Here is a 17,885-nt window from a genome sequence, read left to right as displayed (position 1 = left end):
GAATTCCCCCCGCGCGCACCGGGGCGTCGCAGTTCGTCAGGAACGGACCAGCACCGCTGCGCCCGCGTACCGCGCGGTTGCGCCCAGCTCCTCTTCGATCCTGATGAGCTGGTTGTACTTCGCCGTACGGTCGGACCGGGACAGCGAGCCGGTCTTGATCTGACCGCAGCCCGTCGCCACCGCCAGGTCGGCGATCGTGGTGTCCTCCGTCTCGCCGGAGCGGTGCGACATGACGACGGTCCAGCCGGCGCGGTGCGCGGTGGCGACCGTGGCGAGGGCTTCGGTCAGGGTGCCGATCTGGTTGACCTTGACCAGGACGGAGTTGCCGACGCCGGTGCGGATGCCCTCGCGCAGCAGATTCTCGTTGGTGCAGAACACGTCGTCGCCGGTGAGCTGGCAGCGGTCCCCGACGCGGGCGGTGAGCTCCCGCCAGCCCTCGAGGTCGTCCTCGGCCATCGGGTCCTCGATGGAGACGACCGGGTACGCGTCGATCAGCTTCGCCAGGTAGTCGGCGTGTTCGGTGGGCGTGCGGCGCACCCCCTCGCCCGCGTACACGTACGCACCGTCGCGGAAGAACTCCGACGAGGCCGGATCCATGACCAGGCCGATGTCCGTGCCGGGCCGGTAGCCGGTGCGCTCGATGGCCGACATGACGAAGTCGAGCGCTTCCTCGGCGCTGCGGAGTGCGGGCGCGAAGCCGCCCTCGTCGCCGACGCCCGTGGCGTGCCCCGCGGCCAGCAGATCGCGACGGAGCGTATGGAAGACCTCGGAGCCCATCCGGACGGCTTCCGCGAAGGTCTGCGCACCGATCGGAGCGATCATGAACTCCTGGAAGTCCAGCGGGTTGTCGGCGTGGGCGCCGCCGTTGACGATGTTCATCATCGGCAGCGGGAGCAGGCGGGCGTCGGCGCCGCCGAGGTAGCGGTAGAGCGGCTGGCGGTGGGCCGCCGCCGCGGCCTTCGCGGCGGCGAGGGAGACGCCGAGGAGCGCGTTGGCGCCGAGCCGGGACTTGTCGGCCGTGCCGTCGAGCGCGACGAGCGCGGCATCGAGACCCGCCTGGTCGTCGGCGTCACGCCCGACGACCGCTGCCGCGATGTCGCCGTTGACGTGGGCGACCGCGCGGTCGACACCCTTGCCGTGCCAGCGCCCGGGATCCCCGTCGCGCAGCTCCACGGCCTCCCGGGCGCCGGTGGAGGCGCCGGAGGGGACGGCGGCGCGGCCGAGGGATCCGTCGGCGAGGAGGACATCGGCCTCGACGGTCGGGTTGCCCCTGCTGTCGAGGATCCTGCGGGCGGTGACCGACCGGATGACGGTGGATTCGACTGCGGTGGAAGCCATGGGAGGTCCTTCGCGTTGACGCACGCCGCGGCCTGCTGCGACACCGTTGGCGCGTGCCGCGACACCATCGACTCTACAGCAATGCTGTTCAGTTCAGCTGTGCAGTTCTGCTGTTCAGTTGGGCTGTACAGCTCTGCTGTGCAGCTGACCTGCACAGCTTGGCTGGCGATCACCGGTTAAAGTGCCGTATGCCCATCCCGGAACCCGCCGCCGTCGCCACCGAACTGCGTACCGCGATGGGCAAACTCACGCGGCGCGTGAAGCACGAGGACCGGATCCCGCTCGGCCAGGCCTCCGTGCTCGGCACGCTCGATCGCAACGGGGCCATGACCACCAGCGATCTGGCGGCGGATCAGCGCGTACGGCCCCAGTCCATGGCCCGCTCGGTCGGGCTGCTCATGGAACAGGGGCTGGTCGTCCGCCGGGCGCACCCCACGGACGGCCGCAAGTCCCTGGTGGAGCTCTCGCCCGCGGGACAGGCCGCTCTGGAGGCGGAGCGCGGGCGCCGGGCGGGCTGGCTCGCCCAGGCCATCGAGCTGGAGCTCACCGGCGAGGAGCGCGAGGTGCTGGCGCGCAGCGCCGCCCTCATGGAGCGGCTTGCCGCGCGCTGAGGACGCCTCCGGTCCGACAGAGGGCGATCTTGTCCGGTTGAGCAGAGAATGACCCCGAGACACATCCGTTGGCGGGAATGTGCGGATCGACGGTCCGAAGGTCGTGGGACATGGCAGCTGAAACGCTCGCGGGCGCGGAACGGGCCGGCACCGGCCAGGTTCTCGACGAACCGGGGGCACCGGAATCCGCCGAGGTGCAGCCCCCTGCGGAGGAACTCGCGTCCGTCCGGGACACCGTCCAGCGGCTGAGGACGGCCTACCCCTCGGTCGACCCGGCCACCGTGGAGGCGGCGGTCACGGCCGCCTACGACTCCTTCCGCGGGGCCCGGGTCAGGAACTACGTCCCGATCCTGGCCGAGCGCAGGTCCCGGAAGGCGCTCGCCGCCGCCTTCCGCGCCGTTCCCGGCCCGGCACGCAAGGGGGAGGCCGAGGGCTGATGGCGGACCACAGAGCAGAACGCATCGCCGACTTCATCGAGCCACTGCGGGTACGACCCGGATCCGAGGTGCACCTGGCCCGCGACTTCGACCCCCGCTACAAGGCCGGCATGAAGAAGCGGGACGGCGTCGAGCTGCTGCGGACCGGAGTGTCGCTGCTCGCCGAGTACCAGGAACGGCTGGCCGCCCAGGGCACGTACGGCGTGGTGCTCTGCCTCCAGGCGCTGGATGCCGGCGGCAAGGACGGGACGATCCGCCACGTGATGAGCGGCGTCAACCCCCAGGGCGTCCGGGTCAGCAGCTTCAAAGTGCCGTCCGCCGAGGAACTCGACCACGACTACCTGTGGCGCTACGCCCGGCGGCTGCCCTCGCGCGGCGAGATCGCCATCTTCAACCGCTCGCACTACGAGGAGGTCCTCGTCGTACGGGTCCACCCCGAGGTCCTCCTGCGCCAGAAGCTGCCGGAGCGCGCGCTCGGGGAGGGCCTCTGGGACCGCCGCTACCGCGAGATCAACCGCTGGGAGCACTACCTCACGGACAACGGGTTCAAGGTGGTGAAGATCTTCCTGAACCTGTCCAAGGAGGAGCAGCGCACCCGCTTCCTGAAACGGATCGACCTGCCGGAGAAGAACTGGAAGTTCTCCGCCGCCGATGTCCGGGAGCGGCGCCGGTGGGACGACTACCAGGACGCCTTCTCCGAGATGCTGTCGGCCACGAGTACGAAGTGGGCGCCGTGGTACGTCGTACCGGCGGACCGGAAGTGGTTCGCGCGCATCTCCGCGGCGGCGATCCTCGCGCACACCCTGATGGAGATCGATCCGCAGTACCCCGAGGTGGCGGAGGAGGTGCGCAAGGACCTCCTCGTCGCGAAACGGGGCCTGGAGCGGGAGGCCCCTGCCGGGGCGCCGGCCGATCCGTACGCCGCCCGGCATCCGGCGGGGGCCCGGGCCGGCGGACACGGGGACGAGGACAGGGCCGGGCGCAGGGGCAGGGCCAGGGCCAAGGGCAGGGCGAGGAAGAAGGGCCGCTAGCGGCCCTCGGACGGCGTACGGCGTACGGCCGGCCCGGATGCGTCCGCGGCCCCGGATCGGAGGCACAACCATGACGGTGCGGTCGGATTCCCCGGCGGAACGGTCCCGGGCTGCCGGGGACAGCTGGTACGCGCGCTCCCCCGAGGAGGTCGTGGCGGCGTTCGGTGTCGATCCCGAGTCCGGCCTGTCCGCCGCGCGGGCCGCCGAGCTCCTGGCCGCGCACGGCCCGAACGCGCTGCCCGAGGAGCAGCGGACTCCGGCCTGGCGCCGTTTCCTTGCGCAGTACCGCAGTTACATGCAGCTCGTCCTCGTGGCCGCGGCGATCGTCTCGCTGGTCATCCAGGAGTGGACCACCGCGATCCTGCTGATCGTGCTGACCCTGCTGAACGCGGTCGTGGGTCTGCGCCAGGAGGGCAAGGCCGAGAGCGCCATGAACGCGCTGAAGTCGATGATGAAGGCGACGGCGCGGGTGCGCAGGGACGGTACGGAGGCCGAGCTCCCCGCCGAACTGCTCGTCGGGGGCGATGTCGTGCTGATCTCCGCCGGGGACCAGGTGCCGGCGGACGGACGTCTCGTCGAGGCCAGCGCCCTGCAGATCGACGAGTCGGCGCTCACCGGCGAGAGCGTGCCGGCCGCGAAGCAGACCGGCGCGCTGCCGGGCAGCGACCTTTCGCCCGGGGACCGGACCAACACGGCGTTCATGAACACCCCGGTCACCCACGGCAGCGGCGTCATGGTCGTCACCGCGACCGGTGCGGGCACCGAGCTCGGCAAGATCTCCGGAATGCTGGCGGCCACCGAGAAGGAGGTGCCGCCGCTGACCAGGGAGCTCGACCGGCTGACCCTGTGGATCACGGCGGCTGCGGGCCTGACCATGATCGTGATGTTCGCCCTGGGACGCCAGCGGGACCAGGCCTGGGACGTGCTGTTCGTCAGCGCGGTCTCGCTGGCCATCGCGGCGATCCCCGAGGCACTGCCGACGGTGACCCAGGCGATCCTGTCGGTCGGGAGTCTGAACCTGGCGAAGCGGAACGCCATCGTCAAGGAGCTGCCGTCGGTGGAGACGCTGGCGTTCACCTCGGCGATCAACTCGGACAAGACCGGCACCCTGACCATGAACCAGATGACCGCCGTCGAGGTGCTGAGCCCGACCGACCGGTACACCGTCTCGGGCACGGGCTACGGACTCGAGGGCAAGGTCCACCACGCGGCCGGGTCCGCCGCGGGGATCGAGGACGCGATCCTGCCCTACGTGGTGGCCAGCGACGCCAAGCTGGTGGACGGCGCGGTGGTGGGCGACCCCACCGAGGGCGCGCTGCTGGTGCTCGCGCACAAGGCCGGCCTGGACACCGATGCCACGAGGGACGCGCTGCCCCGCCTCGCCACCCTCCCGTTCGACCCCGAGTACAAGCTGATGGCCACCTTCCACTCGGCGGTCGACGCCTCCGGGCGGCCGGTCGTTCGCTGCTTCGTCAAGGGAGCGGCCCCGGCGGTGATGGCGCGGGCCGCCACCGCGCTCGCGGCGGGCGAGAGCGTCCCCTGGGACGCCGACCTGCTCCGCCGGGCCGAGGAGGAGAGCGAGCGGATGGGCGGCGAGGGGCGCCGGGTGATGGCCGCGGCCATGCGCGACCTGGACCCGGACGGCTTCGATCCGGACGGCGACCTGCTCGCGTACGTCACCGGGCTGCGGATGACCAGTCTCGTCGGCATGGTCGATCCGCCCCGTGAGGAGGCCCGGGCCGCGGTGGCCGACGCGCAGGCGGCGCACATCCGGGTCCGCCTGGTGACCGGGGACGACGTCACGACGGGTGCGGCGATCGCCCGGCAGATCGGGATCCCCGGCGAGGCGGTGCTCGGCTCCGACTTCGCCGCCATGAGCGAGGAGGAGCAGCTCGCCCGCATCGAGGGGATCGGGGTGGTGGGGCGGGTCGCGCCGGAACACAAGGTGCTGCTCGCGAACACGCTCAAGAAGAAGGGCGAGGTCGTGGCGATGACCGGGGACGGCGTCAACGACGCGCCCGCCATCAAGGCCGCCGACATCGGTATCGCCATGGGCAGCGGCACGGACGTGGCGAAGAACGCCGGCCGCATGATCCTCTCCGACGACAACTTCGCGACCATCGTCTACGCCGTGGAGCAGGGCCGGACGATCTACGACAACCTGACCAAGTACATCCGGTTCGTCCTACTCCTGCTGGTCACCTTCGTGCTGACGTTCCTCGGCGCCACCGTCTTCAACATCGCCGCGGGTGAGCCGTTCACCCCTCCGCAGGTGCTGTGGATCCACTTCGTCGTCAACGCCTCGTTCGGCTTCGCGCTCGGCTTCGACCGGGAGAGCGCCGGACTCATGCGGCGCAGACCGCGGCCGCGCGGGGAGTCGGTGCTGACGCGGCCCGTGCTGGTCACGGTCGGACTGGGCGGACTGGCGGTCACCGTCCTCCTGCTCGGGCTGATCCAGCTCGGAGAGAGCCGCTACGGGAGCACGGCGACGGGCCGGTCGATCGCCTTCACCGCCTTCTCGCTCTGCCTGATCGTCGCGGCGTTCGAGTGCCGCAGCGAGACGGATTCCGTGCTGACGACGTCGACGTTCGACAGCAAACAGATGAACTGGGTCGCCCTGGCCCAGTTCGCGCTGGCGGTGCTCGTGACCCAACTGGACGGCTTCCAGCGCATCCTCGGGACGACCGAGATCGACGCGCGGCAGTTCGGCTGGGCGGTGCTGGCCGGCCTCGCGCTCCTGCTCGTATGGGAGCTGGGCAAGCTCGTGGCCCGCCGGTCGAAGGCCGGCTGAGGAAGGCGGGTCCGTGACCAGGTCCGTGACCGGGCGGCCGGGCAGCCGCGGAGTGCTCGCCCGCCTGCGCTACGTCCCGGGGGTCCGCGCGGTGTCCTCGTACCGGCGCGCGTGGTTGTCGAAGGACCTGGTCGCGGGGGTCGTCCTGACCACGCTGCTGGTGCCGCAGGGCATGGCGTACGCCGAGCTGGCGGGCCTGCCGGCGATCACCGGCCTGTACACGACGATCCTCTGTCTGCTCGGGTACGCGGTGTTCGGGCCGTCCCGGATTCTCGTGCTCGGCCCGGATTCCTCGCTCGGGCCGATGATCGCCGCGACCGTGCTGCCGCTCGTGGCGGCCGACGGTGATCCCGACCGGGCCGTCGCGCTGGCGTCGATGCTCGCGCTCATGGTGGCGGCCATCATGATCCTGGCCTCGGTGGCGAAGCTCGGCTTCATCGCCGACCTCATCTCCAAACCCACGATGATCGGCTACATGAACGGCCTGGCCCTGACCATTCTGGTCGGCCAACTGCCCAAGCTGCTCGGCTTCAAGGTCGAGGCGGACAGCCTCATCGGCGAGTGCGTCGGCCTGGTCCAGCAACTCGCCGACGGGGCGGCTGTGCCGGCCGCTGCCGCCGTGGGCCTCGGCGGGATCGCCCTGATCCTGGTCCTGCAGCGCTTCCTGCCGAAGATCCCCGCGGTGCTCGCGATGGTGGTCCTGGCGATCGCCGCGACCACCGTCCTCGACCTCGGCGCGCACGGCGTCGGCCTGGTCGGCGTGCTGCCCGAAGGTTTCCCGCCGTTCACGATCCCCGACGTACGGGCGGCCGACCTCGTGCCGCTGCTCGGTGGTGCGCTGGGCATCGCCCTGGTGTCCCTGGCCGACACGATCTCCAACGCGTCCGCCTTCGCGGCGCGCACGGGGCAGGAGGTCCGCGGCAACCAGGAGATGGCGGGCGTCGGCGCGGCCAACCTGGCGGCCGCGCTCTTCCAGGGCTTCCCCGTCAGCACCAGCGGGTCCCGAACGGCGGTGGCGGAGCGGGCGGGGGCCAGGAGCCAGCTCACCGGCGTCGTCGGAGCGGCGCTCATCATCCTCATGCTCGTGCTGGCGCCGGGCCTGTTCCGCAACCTCCCCCAGCCGGCCCTGGCCGCCGTCGTCATCACCGCGTCGTTGTCGCTGGCCGACATCCCGGGGGCCGTGCGGCTGTGGCGCCAGCGCCGGGCGGAGTTCCTGCTGTGCTTCGCGGCCTTCGCCGGCGTGGCCCTGCTCGGAGTACTGCCCGGCATCGCCATCGCCGTGGCCCTGTCGGTACTCAACGTCTTCCGGCGCGCCTGGTGGCCGTACGCCACCGTGCTCGGGCGGGTGCCGGGCCTGGAGGGCTACCACGACGTCCGTTCGTACCCGCGGGCCGAGCAGCTGACGGGCCTGGTGATCTACCGGTTCGACGCCCCGCTCTTCTTCGCCAACGCCAAGAACTTCCGGGACCAGGTCCGGCGGCTGGCGGCCGCTGATCCGCGGCCCAGCTGGATCGTGGTCGCCGCCGAGCCGATGACCGACGTGGACACCACCGCCGCCGACGTCCTGGAGGAGCTCGACGAGTCGCTCAACGCGAAGGACGTGCACCTGGTGTTCGCCGAACTCAAGGACCCCGTGCGGCACAAGATCGAGCGGTACGAACTCACCCGGACCATCGATCCCCGGCACTTCTTCCCTACCGTGGAGGCCGCCGTCGCCGCGTTCCGGCTGCGCACCGGAGCGCAGTGGACCCCTCCCGCTCCGTCCGAACGGCCCACCGGCGAGGAGTGAGCGGCCGGGGCCGCCGGCTCCGGATGGCAGGAGCGACCGGGCGGGGGGACGATGTCCACGGAGGGCGCCATGACCGATGACCAGCCGGTTCCTCCTTCGGACGGACCGGCTCCGCGCACGCACCGCTGGTTGCCCCGCCTGACGCTGCCCGGCTGTTGGGGCGCGCTCCTGCTGGCATGCCTGTCCTTCACCCCGTCACTGCTCCCCCGCGGCGGCGTACTCCAGGGTCTGGTCTGCGGCATCAGCGCGGCCATCGGCTACGGGCTGGGCGTGGTCGCCGCCTTCGTGTGGCGCGCCTTCGCAGACCGGGACGCGCGCACTCCCTCACGCCGGTCCTGGCTCGTCCTGGCGGTCGGCGCGGTCGTGCTCTTCGGTATCGCCTTCGGGCTCGGCCAGTACTGGCAGCACGAGATCCGCCGGCTCATGGGGGTCACCGATCACAACGCCCTGACCGTTGTCGCCTGCCCGTTCGTCGCGGTTCTCGTCTTCCTGCTCCTGCTGCTGGCCGGGCGGGGTCTGCGCGCGCTGTACCACCGGGCCGCCCGTCTGCTCGGGCGCTGGATCGGCCGGCGGGCGGCGCGGGTGGTCGGCTGGGTCCTGGTGGTGGGGCTGGCGTGGGCCGCGTTCTCCGGGCTGCTGCTGTCCGGCTTCGTCAACGCCTCCAACGAGGCCTTCTCGCTGCGTGACACCGAGACCCCGGAAGGCGTGCACCAGCCCACGTCGTCCCTGCGTTCGGGCGGGCCCGGCTCGCTGGTGCCGTGGGACTCGCTGGGAAGGGAGGGCCGGGCGTTCACCGGCAAGGGACCGACGGCCCAGGAGATCGGCGCGTTCACCCGGCGCACGGCGCAGGAGCCCGTCCGGGCCTACGCCGGACTGGAGACATCCGACAGTACGGAGACCCGGGCGGAGCGGGCCGTCGCGGACCTCGAACGGGCGGGCGGATTCCAGCGCGAGAACCTGCTCGTGATGACCACCACGGGCAGCGGCTGGGTGGATCCCGCCGCCGTGGACTCGTTCGAGTACCTCGGCAACGGCGACTCCGCCAGCGTGGCGATCCAGTACTCGTACCTGCCCTCGTGGATGTCGTACCTGGTCGACCAGTCCAAGGCGCGCGAGGCCGGCCGCGACCTCTTCGACGCGGTCTACGACAAGTGGTCCAAGCTGCCCCAGGACCAGCGCCCGCGGCTGTTCGTGGCGGGTGAGAGCCTGGGGTCGTTCGGCGGCGAGACGGCCTTCAGCGGGGAGTACGACCTGCGCAACCGCACCGCCGGCACCCTGTTCGCCGGCCCGCCCAACTTCAACACCCTGTTCCGCGAGTTCAGCGACGACCGCGACCCGGGCAGTTCCGAGATCGGGCCCGTCTTCCGGGACGGCCGGACCGTCCGGTTCACCGACGATCCGGCCGCCGGGATGCCTCCGGCGGACCGGCCGTGGGACGGCACGCGGGTCCTCTACCTCATGCACCCGTCCGACCCGATCGTCTGGTGGAGCCCGCGGCTGGCCCTCACCGAGCCCGACTGGATCGGTGAGGCGCCCGGCTCGGACGTGCTGGAGGCGATGGTCTGGATCCCGTTCGTGACCTTCTGGCAGGTCACCGCCGACCTGCCGTTCTCCACGGGCGTTCCGGACGGCCACGGCCACACGTACAAGGCCGCGTACGTCGATGCGTGGAACGCCGTGATGCGGCCCGACGGGTTCACGGCCCAGGATCTGGACCGGCTGAGGAACATCGTCTCGCCGCCGCAGTAGCCCGGCCGGCGGAGCCCGGTCAGCGGAGCAGGAAGCCGAAGAGGTAGCCGAGCGCGTTGACCGCCCAGTGCAGGCCGATCGGGGCCAGCAGACTGTCGCTGCGGCGGCGCAGTTCGCAGAAGAGGACGCCCGCTGCCGCCGTGAACAGCACGGCACCCAGGACCGCCAGAACGGCTCCGAGCGCCGACTGACCGACGACCGTGCCCACGGCAGGCTTCGCGGTCGCCAGGTGCAGCGACGGGAGCACGTGCCACAGCCCGAACAGCGCGCTCGACGCGACGGTCGCCCACACCGCCCCGCGGGCGCGGCGCACCAAGCCGTAGAGCACCCCGCGGAAGGCGACCTCCTCGACCAGGACCGTGCCGAGGGGCACCAGTACGAAGGCGCGCAGCAGCACCTCGCCCCCGTCCATCCCGGCGTACCGCTGGTCCTCGAACAGCCCCCGGGTGGCCGGCAGCAGGGCTCCGGCCAGGTAGACGACACCGACCAGGCCGATCAGGGCCAGCGCCCACCGCGCACCGCGGGCGTACGTGCCGGGGGCCAGGCCCGCGTCCGCGAGGGTCCCGCCGGCCGCGCGGAGCACACCGAGCAGCAGGCCGCTGACGACGAGGGCAGTAAGCACGCCCCACAGGCCCGACCAGAGGTGCACGGCCACATTGGCGGCGACGAGGACGGCCACCGTGACCGCCACGGCCGTCCAGGTGCCGAGCGGTCGTCGCAGGAGCAGATGCCGTCGGCGTCGCCGCCCGGCGCCGTCGGGGGTGATGCGGGGCATCGGCAACCCACCTCGGTCCCGGTGATCGGTTCCGGTGATCGGTTGATCGGTACCGGGACACCACCCATCATCGGCCCCGGCGGCCGTCGCCGCGTGGTGGGCGCACCGTACGGGCCGCCGTCAGCCGAGGCCCAGCACGACCGGACCGCCCGCCCGGTCGACCCGGTACGTCCATCCCGGTGCGAGGCGCAGCGACCGAGACGGCGGCACCCGGCCCGGGTGGCGCCGTCTCCACAGCAGCCGGCCGTCCTGGGCGGCCGTCACCACCGGGTTGGTCAGCGGCTCCCCGGACCGCAGCAGCAGCGGCCGCCCCGCGAGGTCTGTGAGGTCCGTGAGGTTCGTGAGCCGGTTGGGGGCCACCCACAGCAGCGGGGCCCGGACGGTCAGCCGCGGACCGGGCTCCGGCCACGGCGCACCCGAGAGGCGGGCCAGGACCGGGGCCGCGGCGGCGGCGCCGGCCGCAGCGGCCGTGGCGGCGGGTTCGACGCCGTGCAGGGCGTTGCCGACCGCGAAGACCCCAGGCACCGACGTACGGAAGGAGGCGTCCACGGAGGGGCCGCGCGTCCCCGGGTCCAGGGTGACGCCGCCGCGGCGCGCCAGCTCGTGGTCGGGGATCCAGTCGCCGGTGAAGACCACCGTGTCGCAGGCGAGGACCCCCGAGCGGCCGTCCTCGTGGCGAACGGCCACGCCCGACAGGCGGCCCCGGCCGCGCAGTTCGCCCACCGTCGTGGCCGTGAGCAGCGGGACTCCCGGCACGGCGGTGCCGCGGGAGCGCTCCGTGACCACGGCCACCACCTCCGCGCCCGCCCGGCGCAGGGTGCGTACGGCGTGGCGGGCCACCGGCTCGGCGCCCACCACCACCGCCCGCCGGCCGACGTCCTGGCCGTACAGGTGCACTGCCTGCTGGAGCTCCCCGGTGGTCAGCACACCGGCCGGCCGGGAGCCCGGCACCAGCCGGGCGCTGCGGGGGCGCTCCCGGGCACCCGTGGCGAGGACGACGGCCCGGCCGGTGATCCGCTCCGGGCCCGCCGGGCCGGTGGTCTCCAGGGACAGCGCGCCGGCCCAGCCGGTGGCGGTGACACCGGTACGGACGGCGGCCCCGGCCTCGACCGCCGCCCGCACGGCGCGCCGTGCGTACGCCGGGCCGGTGAGCCAGGGGCGTACCGGGCCCCCGAAGCCGCCGTGGTGGCAGTGCCGGGGCACGCCGCCCGCGTCCTCCTCGCGCTCCAAAACCTCCACGTGGCCCGCGCCCGCGGTGGCGAGGCGGGCGGCCAGGGCCAGCCCGGCGGGGCCGGCGCCGACGACGAGGACGTCGACCGTGCGGTCGCGGTTCACCGGCGGGCCTCCTCGAACAGCGCGCGGACGGCGGCCCCGCAGTGGAAGCCCTGGCAGCGGCCGCCCCGTGCGCGGGTGCGCCGCCGCAGTCCGTCGAGCGAACCGGGCGGGACGGTCGCGGCCAGCGCGTCGCGGATCTCCCCGCGGGTCACGCGCTCGCAGTGGCAGACGATCCGGCCGTACTCGGGGTCCCGCGCGATCAACTCCGCGTCGCGGTACGGCCGGGGGAACGCCTCGCCCAGGTTCGGCATCCGCACCGGCTCCAGGTCCCGCGCCCCTGCCATCGGCAGGCCGCCGTCTGCGAGCAGTTCCACCACGTGGGCGGCGATCGCCATCGAGGCCGTCAGCCCCGTCGAGCGGATCCCGCCCACGGTGACGTACCGCTGCGCGGGGTGGGCCCGGATCGCGTAGTCCTCGTCGCCGGTGGCGGCCCGCAGGCCCGCGTACACGGCGGTGACCTCTTCGTCCAGGAGCGCCGGTAGGATCCGCCGGCCCTTCTCCCGCAGCAGCGCGAGCCCTTCGGCGGTCGATCCGGTGTCCGTCTTGTCGTCGAGGTCCTCGGCGGTCGGCCCGAGCATGACGTTCCCGTAGACCGTCGGCGACACGAGCACCCCCTTCCCGAGGGCTCCCGGTACCGGGAGCAGGATGTGCCGTACGAGGCCGCGGGCGAGCTCGTCGAAGACGATCAGCTGGCCGCGGCGGGGCGTCACGGTGAAGTCCGCGTGGCCGAGGAGCCGGTCGATCTCGTCGGCGTACAGGCCGGCCGCGTTGACCAGGTACCGGGTGCGCAGCGGTCCCCGGCTCGTGGCCAGGGTGTGCACGTCGCCCGGGGTGATGTGCTGCACGCGGCAGTTGAGGTGGAGGGCGACCCCGGCGCGCACGGCCTGCGTCGCGTACGCGAGGGTGGTCGTCCAGGGGCAGATGACGGACTCGCCCGGCACGTCGAGCGCTCCCAGTACCCCGGGGCCGAGCTCCGGCTCGCGGGCCCGGACCTCCTCGGCGGGGGCGATGCGCGCCGCGCGGTACCCGTTGCGGACGGCCTTGTCGGCGAGGCCCGGCAGCGCGGCCCGCTGCTCCTCGTCCCAGGCGACGAGGAGCGCCCCGAGCGGTTCCACCGGGATGCCGCTGTCGGCGGCGTACGAGGAGAGCAGCCGATGTCCCTCGCGGACGAGCCGGGACTCCAGGGAGCCGGGCACCGCGTCGAAACCGGTGTGCAGGATGGCGGTGTTGGCCTTCGAGGTGCCGTTCCCCACGTCGTCGGACGCGTCGACCAGGGCGATCCGCAGGGGCAGCCGGGCCAGTTCGCGGGCGATCGCCGAGCCCACCACGCCGGCGCCGACGACGGTGACGTCGTACTCCTCGCCGGGCAGGGCGCCGCCGGTGGTGACGGTGGTGGCTGCGGCGGTGGCGGTGACAGCAGCGGTGACTGCGGTGGCGCTCACGCCGGTGCTTCCGCCAGCAGGGCCGACACCGCCGCGCGGAACCGAGTACGGCGCCCGGCCGCGTCCGCCGGGTCGGCGCGCGGTTCGTAGACCGCGGCCGGCTTCCACTGCGGGACGGCCTCGGCGAGGGTGAGCGAGGGGTCGAGTCCGAGCCGGGCGACGGCGGCGACGCCGAGCGCGGTGACGTCGGGCAGCGCCGACACCTCGACGGGGATGCCGAGCAGGTCGGCCTGGGCCTGCATGAGGAGCGCGGAGCGGGTCAGGCCGCCGTCGACGCGCAGGGCGGCGAGCGGGGCGGCGAGGTCGGCGGCGACGGCGTCCGCGAGCTCCGCCACCTGAGCGGCGATGCCGTCGCACAGGGCACGCACCAGGTGCCCGGCGGTGGTGTCGAGGCCCAGACCGGTGACCGAGCCCCGCAGGTCGCCCCGCCACCACGGAGCGGCGAGTCCGGCGAGCGCGGGCACGAAGGTGACGCCGCCCGCGTCCGGGACGCTCCCGCCCACGGTGTCGATGTCCGCGGCGCCGGAGATCACCCCGAGATCGGTGAGCCAGCGCACGGCGGAGGCAGCCGTGTACACCTGCCCGTCGAGGCAGTAGCTGGTCCTGCCGGCGAGTCGCCAGGCGACGCAGCCGACCAGTCCGGTGGTGCTGCGCAGGGGGCGCGGGCCGGTCTGCGCGAGCAGGAACGCGCCGGTTCCGTAGGTGCACTTGGCGGCGCCGGGCTCGGTGACGCTCTGGGCGAGCAGGGCGGCCTGCTGGTCGACGAGCAGTCCCGTCAGGGGCAGTTCGGGCCCGAAGGCAGTGGTGGTCCCGACGTGGGTGTCCGCGTCGACGACCTCCGGCAGCCGTTCGCCCGTGAGGCCGTAGACCTCCAGCGCCGTGTCCGACCAGCGGGTGGTGTCGAGGTCGAGCAGCTGGGTGCGGCCGGCAGTCGCCGCGTCGGTGACGAAGGCGCCGGTGAGCCGGTGCACGAGCCACACGTCGCTGGTCGTCACGACGCCGCCCCGGGTCAGGTGGCGGCGTATCCAGGCCATCTTGGGGGCGGCGAAGTACGGATCGAGCGGGAGGCCGGTCGTCTCCCGCAATGCCGCTGCGTGCGGGGCCAGTTCGGTACAGAGCTGTTCGGCGCGCCGGTCCTGCCAGACGATCGCGTCGGTCAGCGGCTCGCCGGTCGCCGGCTCCCAGGCCAGTACGGTCTCGCCCTGGTTGGCGAGGCCCACCGCCACCACGGGCTCGCCGGCTGCCGCCAGCGCGGCGCGTCCGGCATCGACGACCGAGTTCAGCAGCTCGATGGGGGCGACCTCGACCCGGCCGCCCGGCAGGTAGCGGGGCCGCACGGGGGCGGATCCGGAGCCGATGACCCCGCGCACCGGACAGACGACGAGCGCCTTGGTCCCCGAGGTACCTTGATCGACAGCGAGCACCGGGCCCGTCATCACCGCTCCGTCCCTGGTGTCACCGTGATCGAACATCGGTCGGAAGCCTTCACCAGCGGACGCCACCCGTCAAGATCCGCCGGCCGCTTGCGCGCAGCACTGACGCATAATCACATCCCGCTTCTGGCTTGATACTTGCGTTCGAACAAGATTCTGGGTGCGAATGCTCACGATCGCTCTATAGTGATCGCCGATCAACGGGCAGCGACATCGACCGTGGGTCAACGGCGGGGGTTCGCCGAACAGTTCTCGCATGGTTCACGCATCCCTGGCACCGGGCAAGGCTGCAGCGCGGCGGCCGAGCACCGGATCGACCCACCCTCCATGCGATCCGAGGACTGATGATCACGACCACCGCAGCACACGCCCGACCGGGCCGCAGTCGCCGCCCGTCGCCCGGGACGAGGTGATGGCGGGCAGCGATTTCCGGCCCGTCTACCATCCGGCCGGCCACGACAACGAGCTGCGTTCCGCCGCCCAGGACGTGCGCACCGGGCGCTGGGTGTCGATGGCGCGCTTACTCGAACGCACCGAAGGCTGGGGACTGTGGACCCAGCGCACCCAGGTCCTCGCCGCCATCTCCGCCGGATCCGACGTGGTCCAGGCCTGGCGTACCGAGGAACCGAACAGCGTCGCCGCACTGGTGATGCACACGCGCGTCACCGTCGAGCGGGCCGTCCGCGCCCACCGGGCCGGGCACCCCCGCACCGGCGAGCTGTGGCAGGAGGCCTGGGAAACCTGCCGGGAGGCCGCCGGCATCAGCCCCGCCGACCCCGTGCCCTGGGTCTGCCTGCTCGCCCTCGCCCTCCTCGACGAGCACCGGCAGATGGCCGAGCACCGGATCGCGCCGCCCGGACCGATGCTGCCCCCGGGCCCCTGGGGCATCCTCGCGGAGGCCGACAAGCGCGACCCGCACAACCGCGAGGCCTACCACCGCATGCTCCAGTTCGTGTACGCGGGCACGCCCGGACCGCTCTCCGAGGCAGCCAACTTCGTGCACTGGGCGGCCGGTTCCGCACCCCCGGGATCCGCCCTGCACGTCCTGCCGCTGTACGTACGGGTCGAGCGCTACCGGCGCGAACGGGGCCAGGAGCGGGCCCTCGACCTGCACTGGGTCGCCGAGGACGCCGTCCGCGACGCCCTGCGCGCCATGGACACCTGGTTCCACCACGCCGATCTGCCGCGCGCCTCCCCGCTCGATCTGAACCAGCTCGCCCACGCACTGTGGGGAGCCCTCCAGTTCAAGGAGGCGGCCCGGGTCTTCGACACCATCGGGCCGTACTGGACCACCGTGCCATGGGCCCAGCGGACCCGTGACCCGGCCGACCGTGCCCTCGCCGAGGAGGTGTTCCTGCAGGCCAGGTCCCGCAGCCTGGCCGGCCGGAACTGACCCCCGCCTCCCTTCCCCACGGCACGGCCCCGCTCGCTCCACCGCACCCCCACGCTCCACCGTCCCCCGTGCTCCACAGACCCCCGGAGGTACCGCCGTGTCCAGAACCGAATGGGCAGCCCGCCCGGACCGCAAGGCCCCACCCCAGCAGGACGAGGAACAGCGGCTCAGGGAACTCGGCTACCAGCCGGTGCTCGCCCGGCGGATGGGCGGCTTCGGCAACTTCGCCATCAGCTTCTCGGTCATATCCGTCCTCTCCGGCTGCATGACCCTCTACGGCTTCGGCATGGGCTCCGGCGGCCCGGCCGTGATGCTGTGGGGCTGGGTCGGCGTGGGCCTCTTCGTGCTCTGCGTGGGCCTCGCCCTGGCAGAGGTGACCAGCGCCTACCCCACCTCCGGGGCGCTCTACTACATGGCCGACCGGCTCGGCGGACGCCGCTGGGGCTGGTACACGGGCTGGCTGAACCTGCTCGGCCTGCTCGGCGCCATCGCCGGAATCGACTACGGCGCCGCCCTGTTCACCGGCGCCTTCCTCAACCTGCGCTTCGGGTTCGTGCCCACCCCCGGCTCGACCTTCCTGATCTTCCTGTGCATCCTGCTGCTGCACGCCGCACTCAACCTCTTCGGCGTCCGCCTCGTCAGCGTGCTCAACTCCATCAGCGTCTGGTGGCACCTGGGCGGTGTCGCCGTGATCGTCGGCGCCCTTGCCTTCGTCCCCGACAACCACCAGTCGGCCTCGTTCGTCTTCACCGAGTTCGTCAACGACACCGGCTGGGCCAACCCGTTCTACGTGGCGGCGGTCGGCCTGCTCCTCGCCCAGTACACCTTCTCCGGCTACGACGCCTCCGCGCACCTCTCGGAGGAGACCTCCAACGCGTCCGTCTCGGCCGCCAAGGGCATCGTCCGGGCCATCTGGGTCTCCTGGATCGCCGGTTTCGCCCTGCTCGCCGGCCTCACCTTCGCCATCCAGGACTACGCGGCCGTCCAGGGCAGCGCCACCGGCGTCCCGCCCGCCCAGATCTTCATCGACGCGCTGGGCTCCGGCGGCGCCACCGCCCTGCTCCTCGTCGTCATCGTCGCGCAGCTCTTCTGCGGCAACGCCGAGGTCGCCGCCGCGAGCCGGATGGTCTTCGCGTTCAGCCGTGACAACGCACTGCCCGGCTCGGCCCTGTGGCGCAAGGTCAGCAGCCGGACCCAGACACCGGTTCCGGCCGTCTGGCTCGCAGTCGCCGTCGCGGGCGTACTGGCCCTCCCGTCGCTGTACTCCGCCACCGCCTACGGGGCCGTGACCGCCATCAACGTCATCGGCATCACCCCGGCCTACGCCATCCCGATCTACCTGCGCCTGCGCGCGGGCAACCGCTTCGAGCCCGGCCCCTGGAGCCTGGGCAAGTGGAGCAAGCCGATCGGCTGGATCGCCGTCGTCTGGGTGGCGCTCGTCACCGTCCTGTTCTGCCTGCCCCAGAAGTCCCCGGTCACCATCGACTCGATGAACTACGCCGTGATCGCCCTGGCGGTGGTGCTGGTCCTGGCCAGCGTCTGGTGGTACGTCGCCCGCCGCTCGTACGGCACCCCGTCGGCCTACGGCAACGCCCGCGAACAGGCGGAGATCGCCGAGGACATCGTCTGACCCCGCCCGGCACGAGGCCCGTGCGGCCGGACGCGCGTCGCGGCCGGACGCACGGGCGACGGTACTCGGGCCCCGATCGCCGGGACCGGTGTCTCATTTCCGCGGTCCGGCATGTGGACGGCTGCAGTCAC

General features: G+C 72.7%; 13 protein-coding genes. 8 read left to right on the top strand and 5 right to left on the bottom strand.

Annotated features, from left to right (window positions below):
* Positions 1 to 36: 36 nt before the first annotated feature.
* On the bottom strand, positions 37 to 1,338 hold the full coding sequence (gene eno / locus IE257_RS16155) for a phosphopyruvate hydratase (RefSeq protein WP_189969096.1): 1,302 nt from the start codon (positions 1,336 to 1,338) through the stop codon (positions 37 to 39).
* Positions 1,339 to 1,526: 188 nt separating this feature from the next.
* Here eno and IE257_RS16150 point away from each other — a divergent pair, with 188 nt between their 5' ends.
* The 6 genes from IE257_RS16150 (at position 1,527) to IE257_RS16125 (ending at position 9,746) form a co-directional block, all read left to right on the top strand.
* A complete protein-coding gene (locus tag IE257_RS16150; RefSeq protein WP_189969094.1) occupies positions 1,527 to 1,949 on the top strand; it encodes a MarR family winged helix-turn-helix transcriptional regulator in 423 nt (140 codons plus the stop codon).
* A gap of 110 nt (positions 1,950 to 2,059) precedes the next feature.
* Positions 2,060 to 2,386, top strand: coding sequence for a three-helix bundle dimerization domain-containing protein (locus tag IE257_RS16145; protein ID WP_189969092.1), 327 nt, complete (start codon positions 2,060 to 2,062; stop codon positions 2,384 to 2,386).
* Positions 2,386 to 3,417 carry a polyphosphate kinase 2 family protein gene (locus IE257_RS16140; protein WP_189969090.1) on the top strand — a complete coding sequence of 344 codons (1,032 nt, stop codon included), beginning with the start codon at positions 2,386 to 2,388 and terminating at the stop codon, positions 3,415 to 3,417. Before IE257_RS16145 ends, IE257_RS16140 begins: the two co-directional genes overlap by 1 nt.
* A 70-nt stretch (positions 3,418 to 3,487) precedes the next feature.
* Positions 3,488 to 6,208: a cation-translocating P-type ATPase gene (locus IE257_RS16135; protein WP_189969088.1), complete on the top strand. Its 2,721-nt coding sequence runs from the start codon at positions 3,488 to 3,490 to the stop codon at positions 6,206 to 6,208.
* Between the two features lie 52 nt (positions 6,209 to 6,260).
* A complete protein-coding gene (locus IE257_RS16130) occupies positions 6,261 to 7,997 on the top strand; it encodes a SulP family inorganic anion transporter (protein WP_189969275.1) in 1,737 nt (578 codons plus the stop codon).
* A gap of 69 nt (positions 7,998 to 8,066) precedes the next feature.
* Complete coding sequence (locus IE257_RS16125) at positions 8,067 to 9,746, top strand: alpha/beta hydrolase (RefSeq protein ID WP_229920397.1); 1,680 nt, start codon at positions 8,067 to 8,069, stop codon at positions 9,744 to 9,746.
* 19 nt (positions 9,747 to 9,765) lie between these two features.
* Here IE257_RS16125 and IE257_RS16120 read toward each other — a convergent pair whose 3' ends face one another.
* From IE257_RS16120 to IE257_RS16105, 4 genes are all read right to left on the bottom strand, one after another.
* Positions 9,766 to 10,521: a CPBP family intramembrane glutamic endopeptidase gene (locus tag IE257_RS16120; RefSeq protein ID WP_189969084.1), complete on the bottom strand. Its 756-nt coding sequence runs from the start codon at positions 10,519 to 10,521 to the stop codon at positions 9,766 to 9,768.
* A gap of 120 nt (positions 10,522 to 10,641) precedes the next feature.
* Entirely contained in the window at positions 10,642 to 11,856 is a 1,215-nt protein-coding gene (locus tag IE257_RS16115) for an NAD(P)/FAD-dependent oxidoreductase (RefSeq protein ID WP_189969082.1), read from the bottom strand.
* The gene (locus IE257_RS16110; RefSeq protein ID WP_372453168.1) at positions 11,853 to 13,298 is read right to left on the bottom strand and encodes an FAD-dependent oxidoreductase; all 1,446 of its coding nucleotides are present in this window, start codon (positions 13,296 to 13,298) and stop codon (positions 11,853 to 11,855) included. The genes IE257_RS16115 and IE257_RS16110 overlap by 4 nt, the downstream gene beginning before the upstream one ends.
* Positions 13,295 to 14,734 carry an FGGY family carbohydrate kinase gene (locus tag IE257_RS16105; RefSeq protein ID WP_189969272.1) on the bottom strand — a complete coding sequence of 480 codons (1,440 nt, stop codon included), beginning with the start codon at positions 14,732 to 14,734 and terminating at the stop codon, positions 13,295 to 13,297. The genes IE257_RS16110 and IE257_RS16105 overlap by 4 nt, the downstream gene beginning before the upstream one ends.
* A gap of 409 nt (positions 14,735 to 15,143) precedes the next feature.
* On the opposite strand from IE257_RS16105, the gene IE257_RS16100 reads away from it, so the two are divergent.
* Positions 15,144 to 16,124, top strand: a complete 981-nt coding sequence (locus IE257_RS16100) for a hypothetical protein (protein ID WP_189969080.1) — start codon at positions 15,144 to 15,146, stop codon at positions 16,122 to 16,124.
* Between the two features lie 205 nt (positions 16,125 to 16,329).
* A complete protein-coding gene (locus tag IE257_RS16095) occupies positions 16,330 to 17,754 on the top strand; it encodes an amino acid permease (protein ID WP_245385868.1) in 1,425 nt (474 codons plus the stop codon).
* Positions 17,755 to 17,885: the final 131 nt, after the last annotated feature.

Source organism: Streptomyces avidinii, from assembly GCF_014650695.1.
GTDB classification, from domain to species: domain Bacteria; phylum Actinomycetota; class Actinomycetes; order Streptomycetales; family Streptomycetaceae; genus Streptomyces; species Streptomyces avidinii.
The sequence above is the reverse complement of the archived record's forward strand: the minus strand, read 5'-3'. Positions and strand labels throughout refer to the sequence as shown.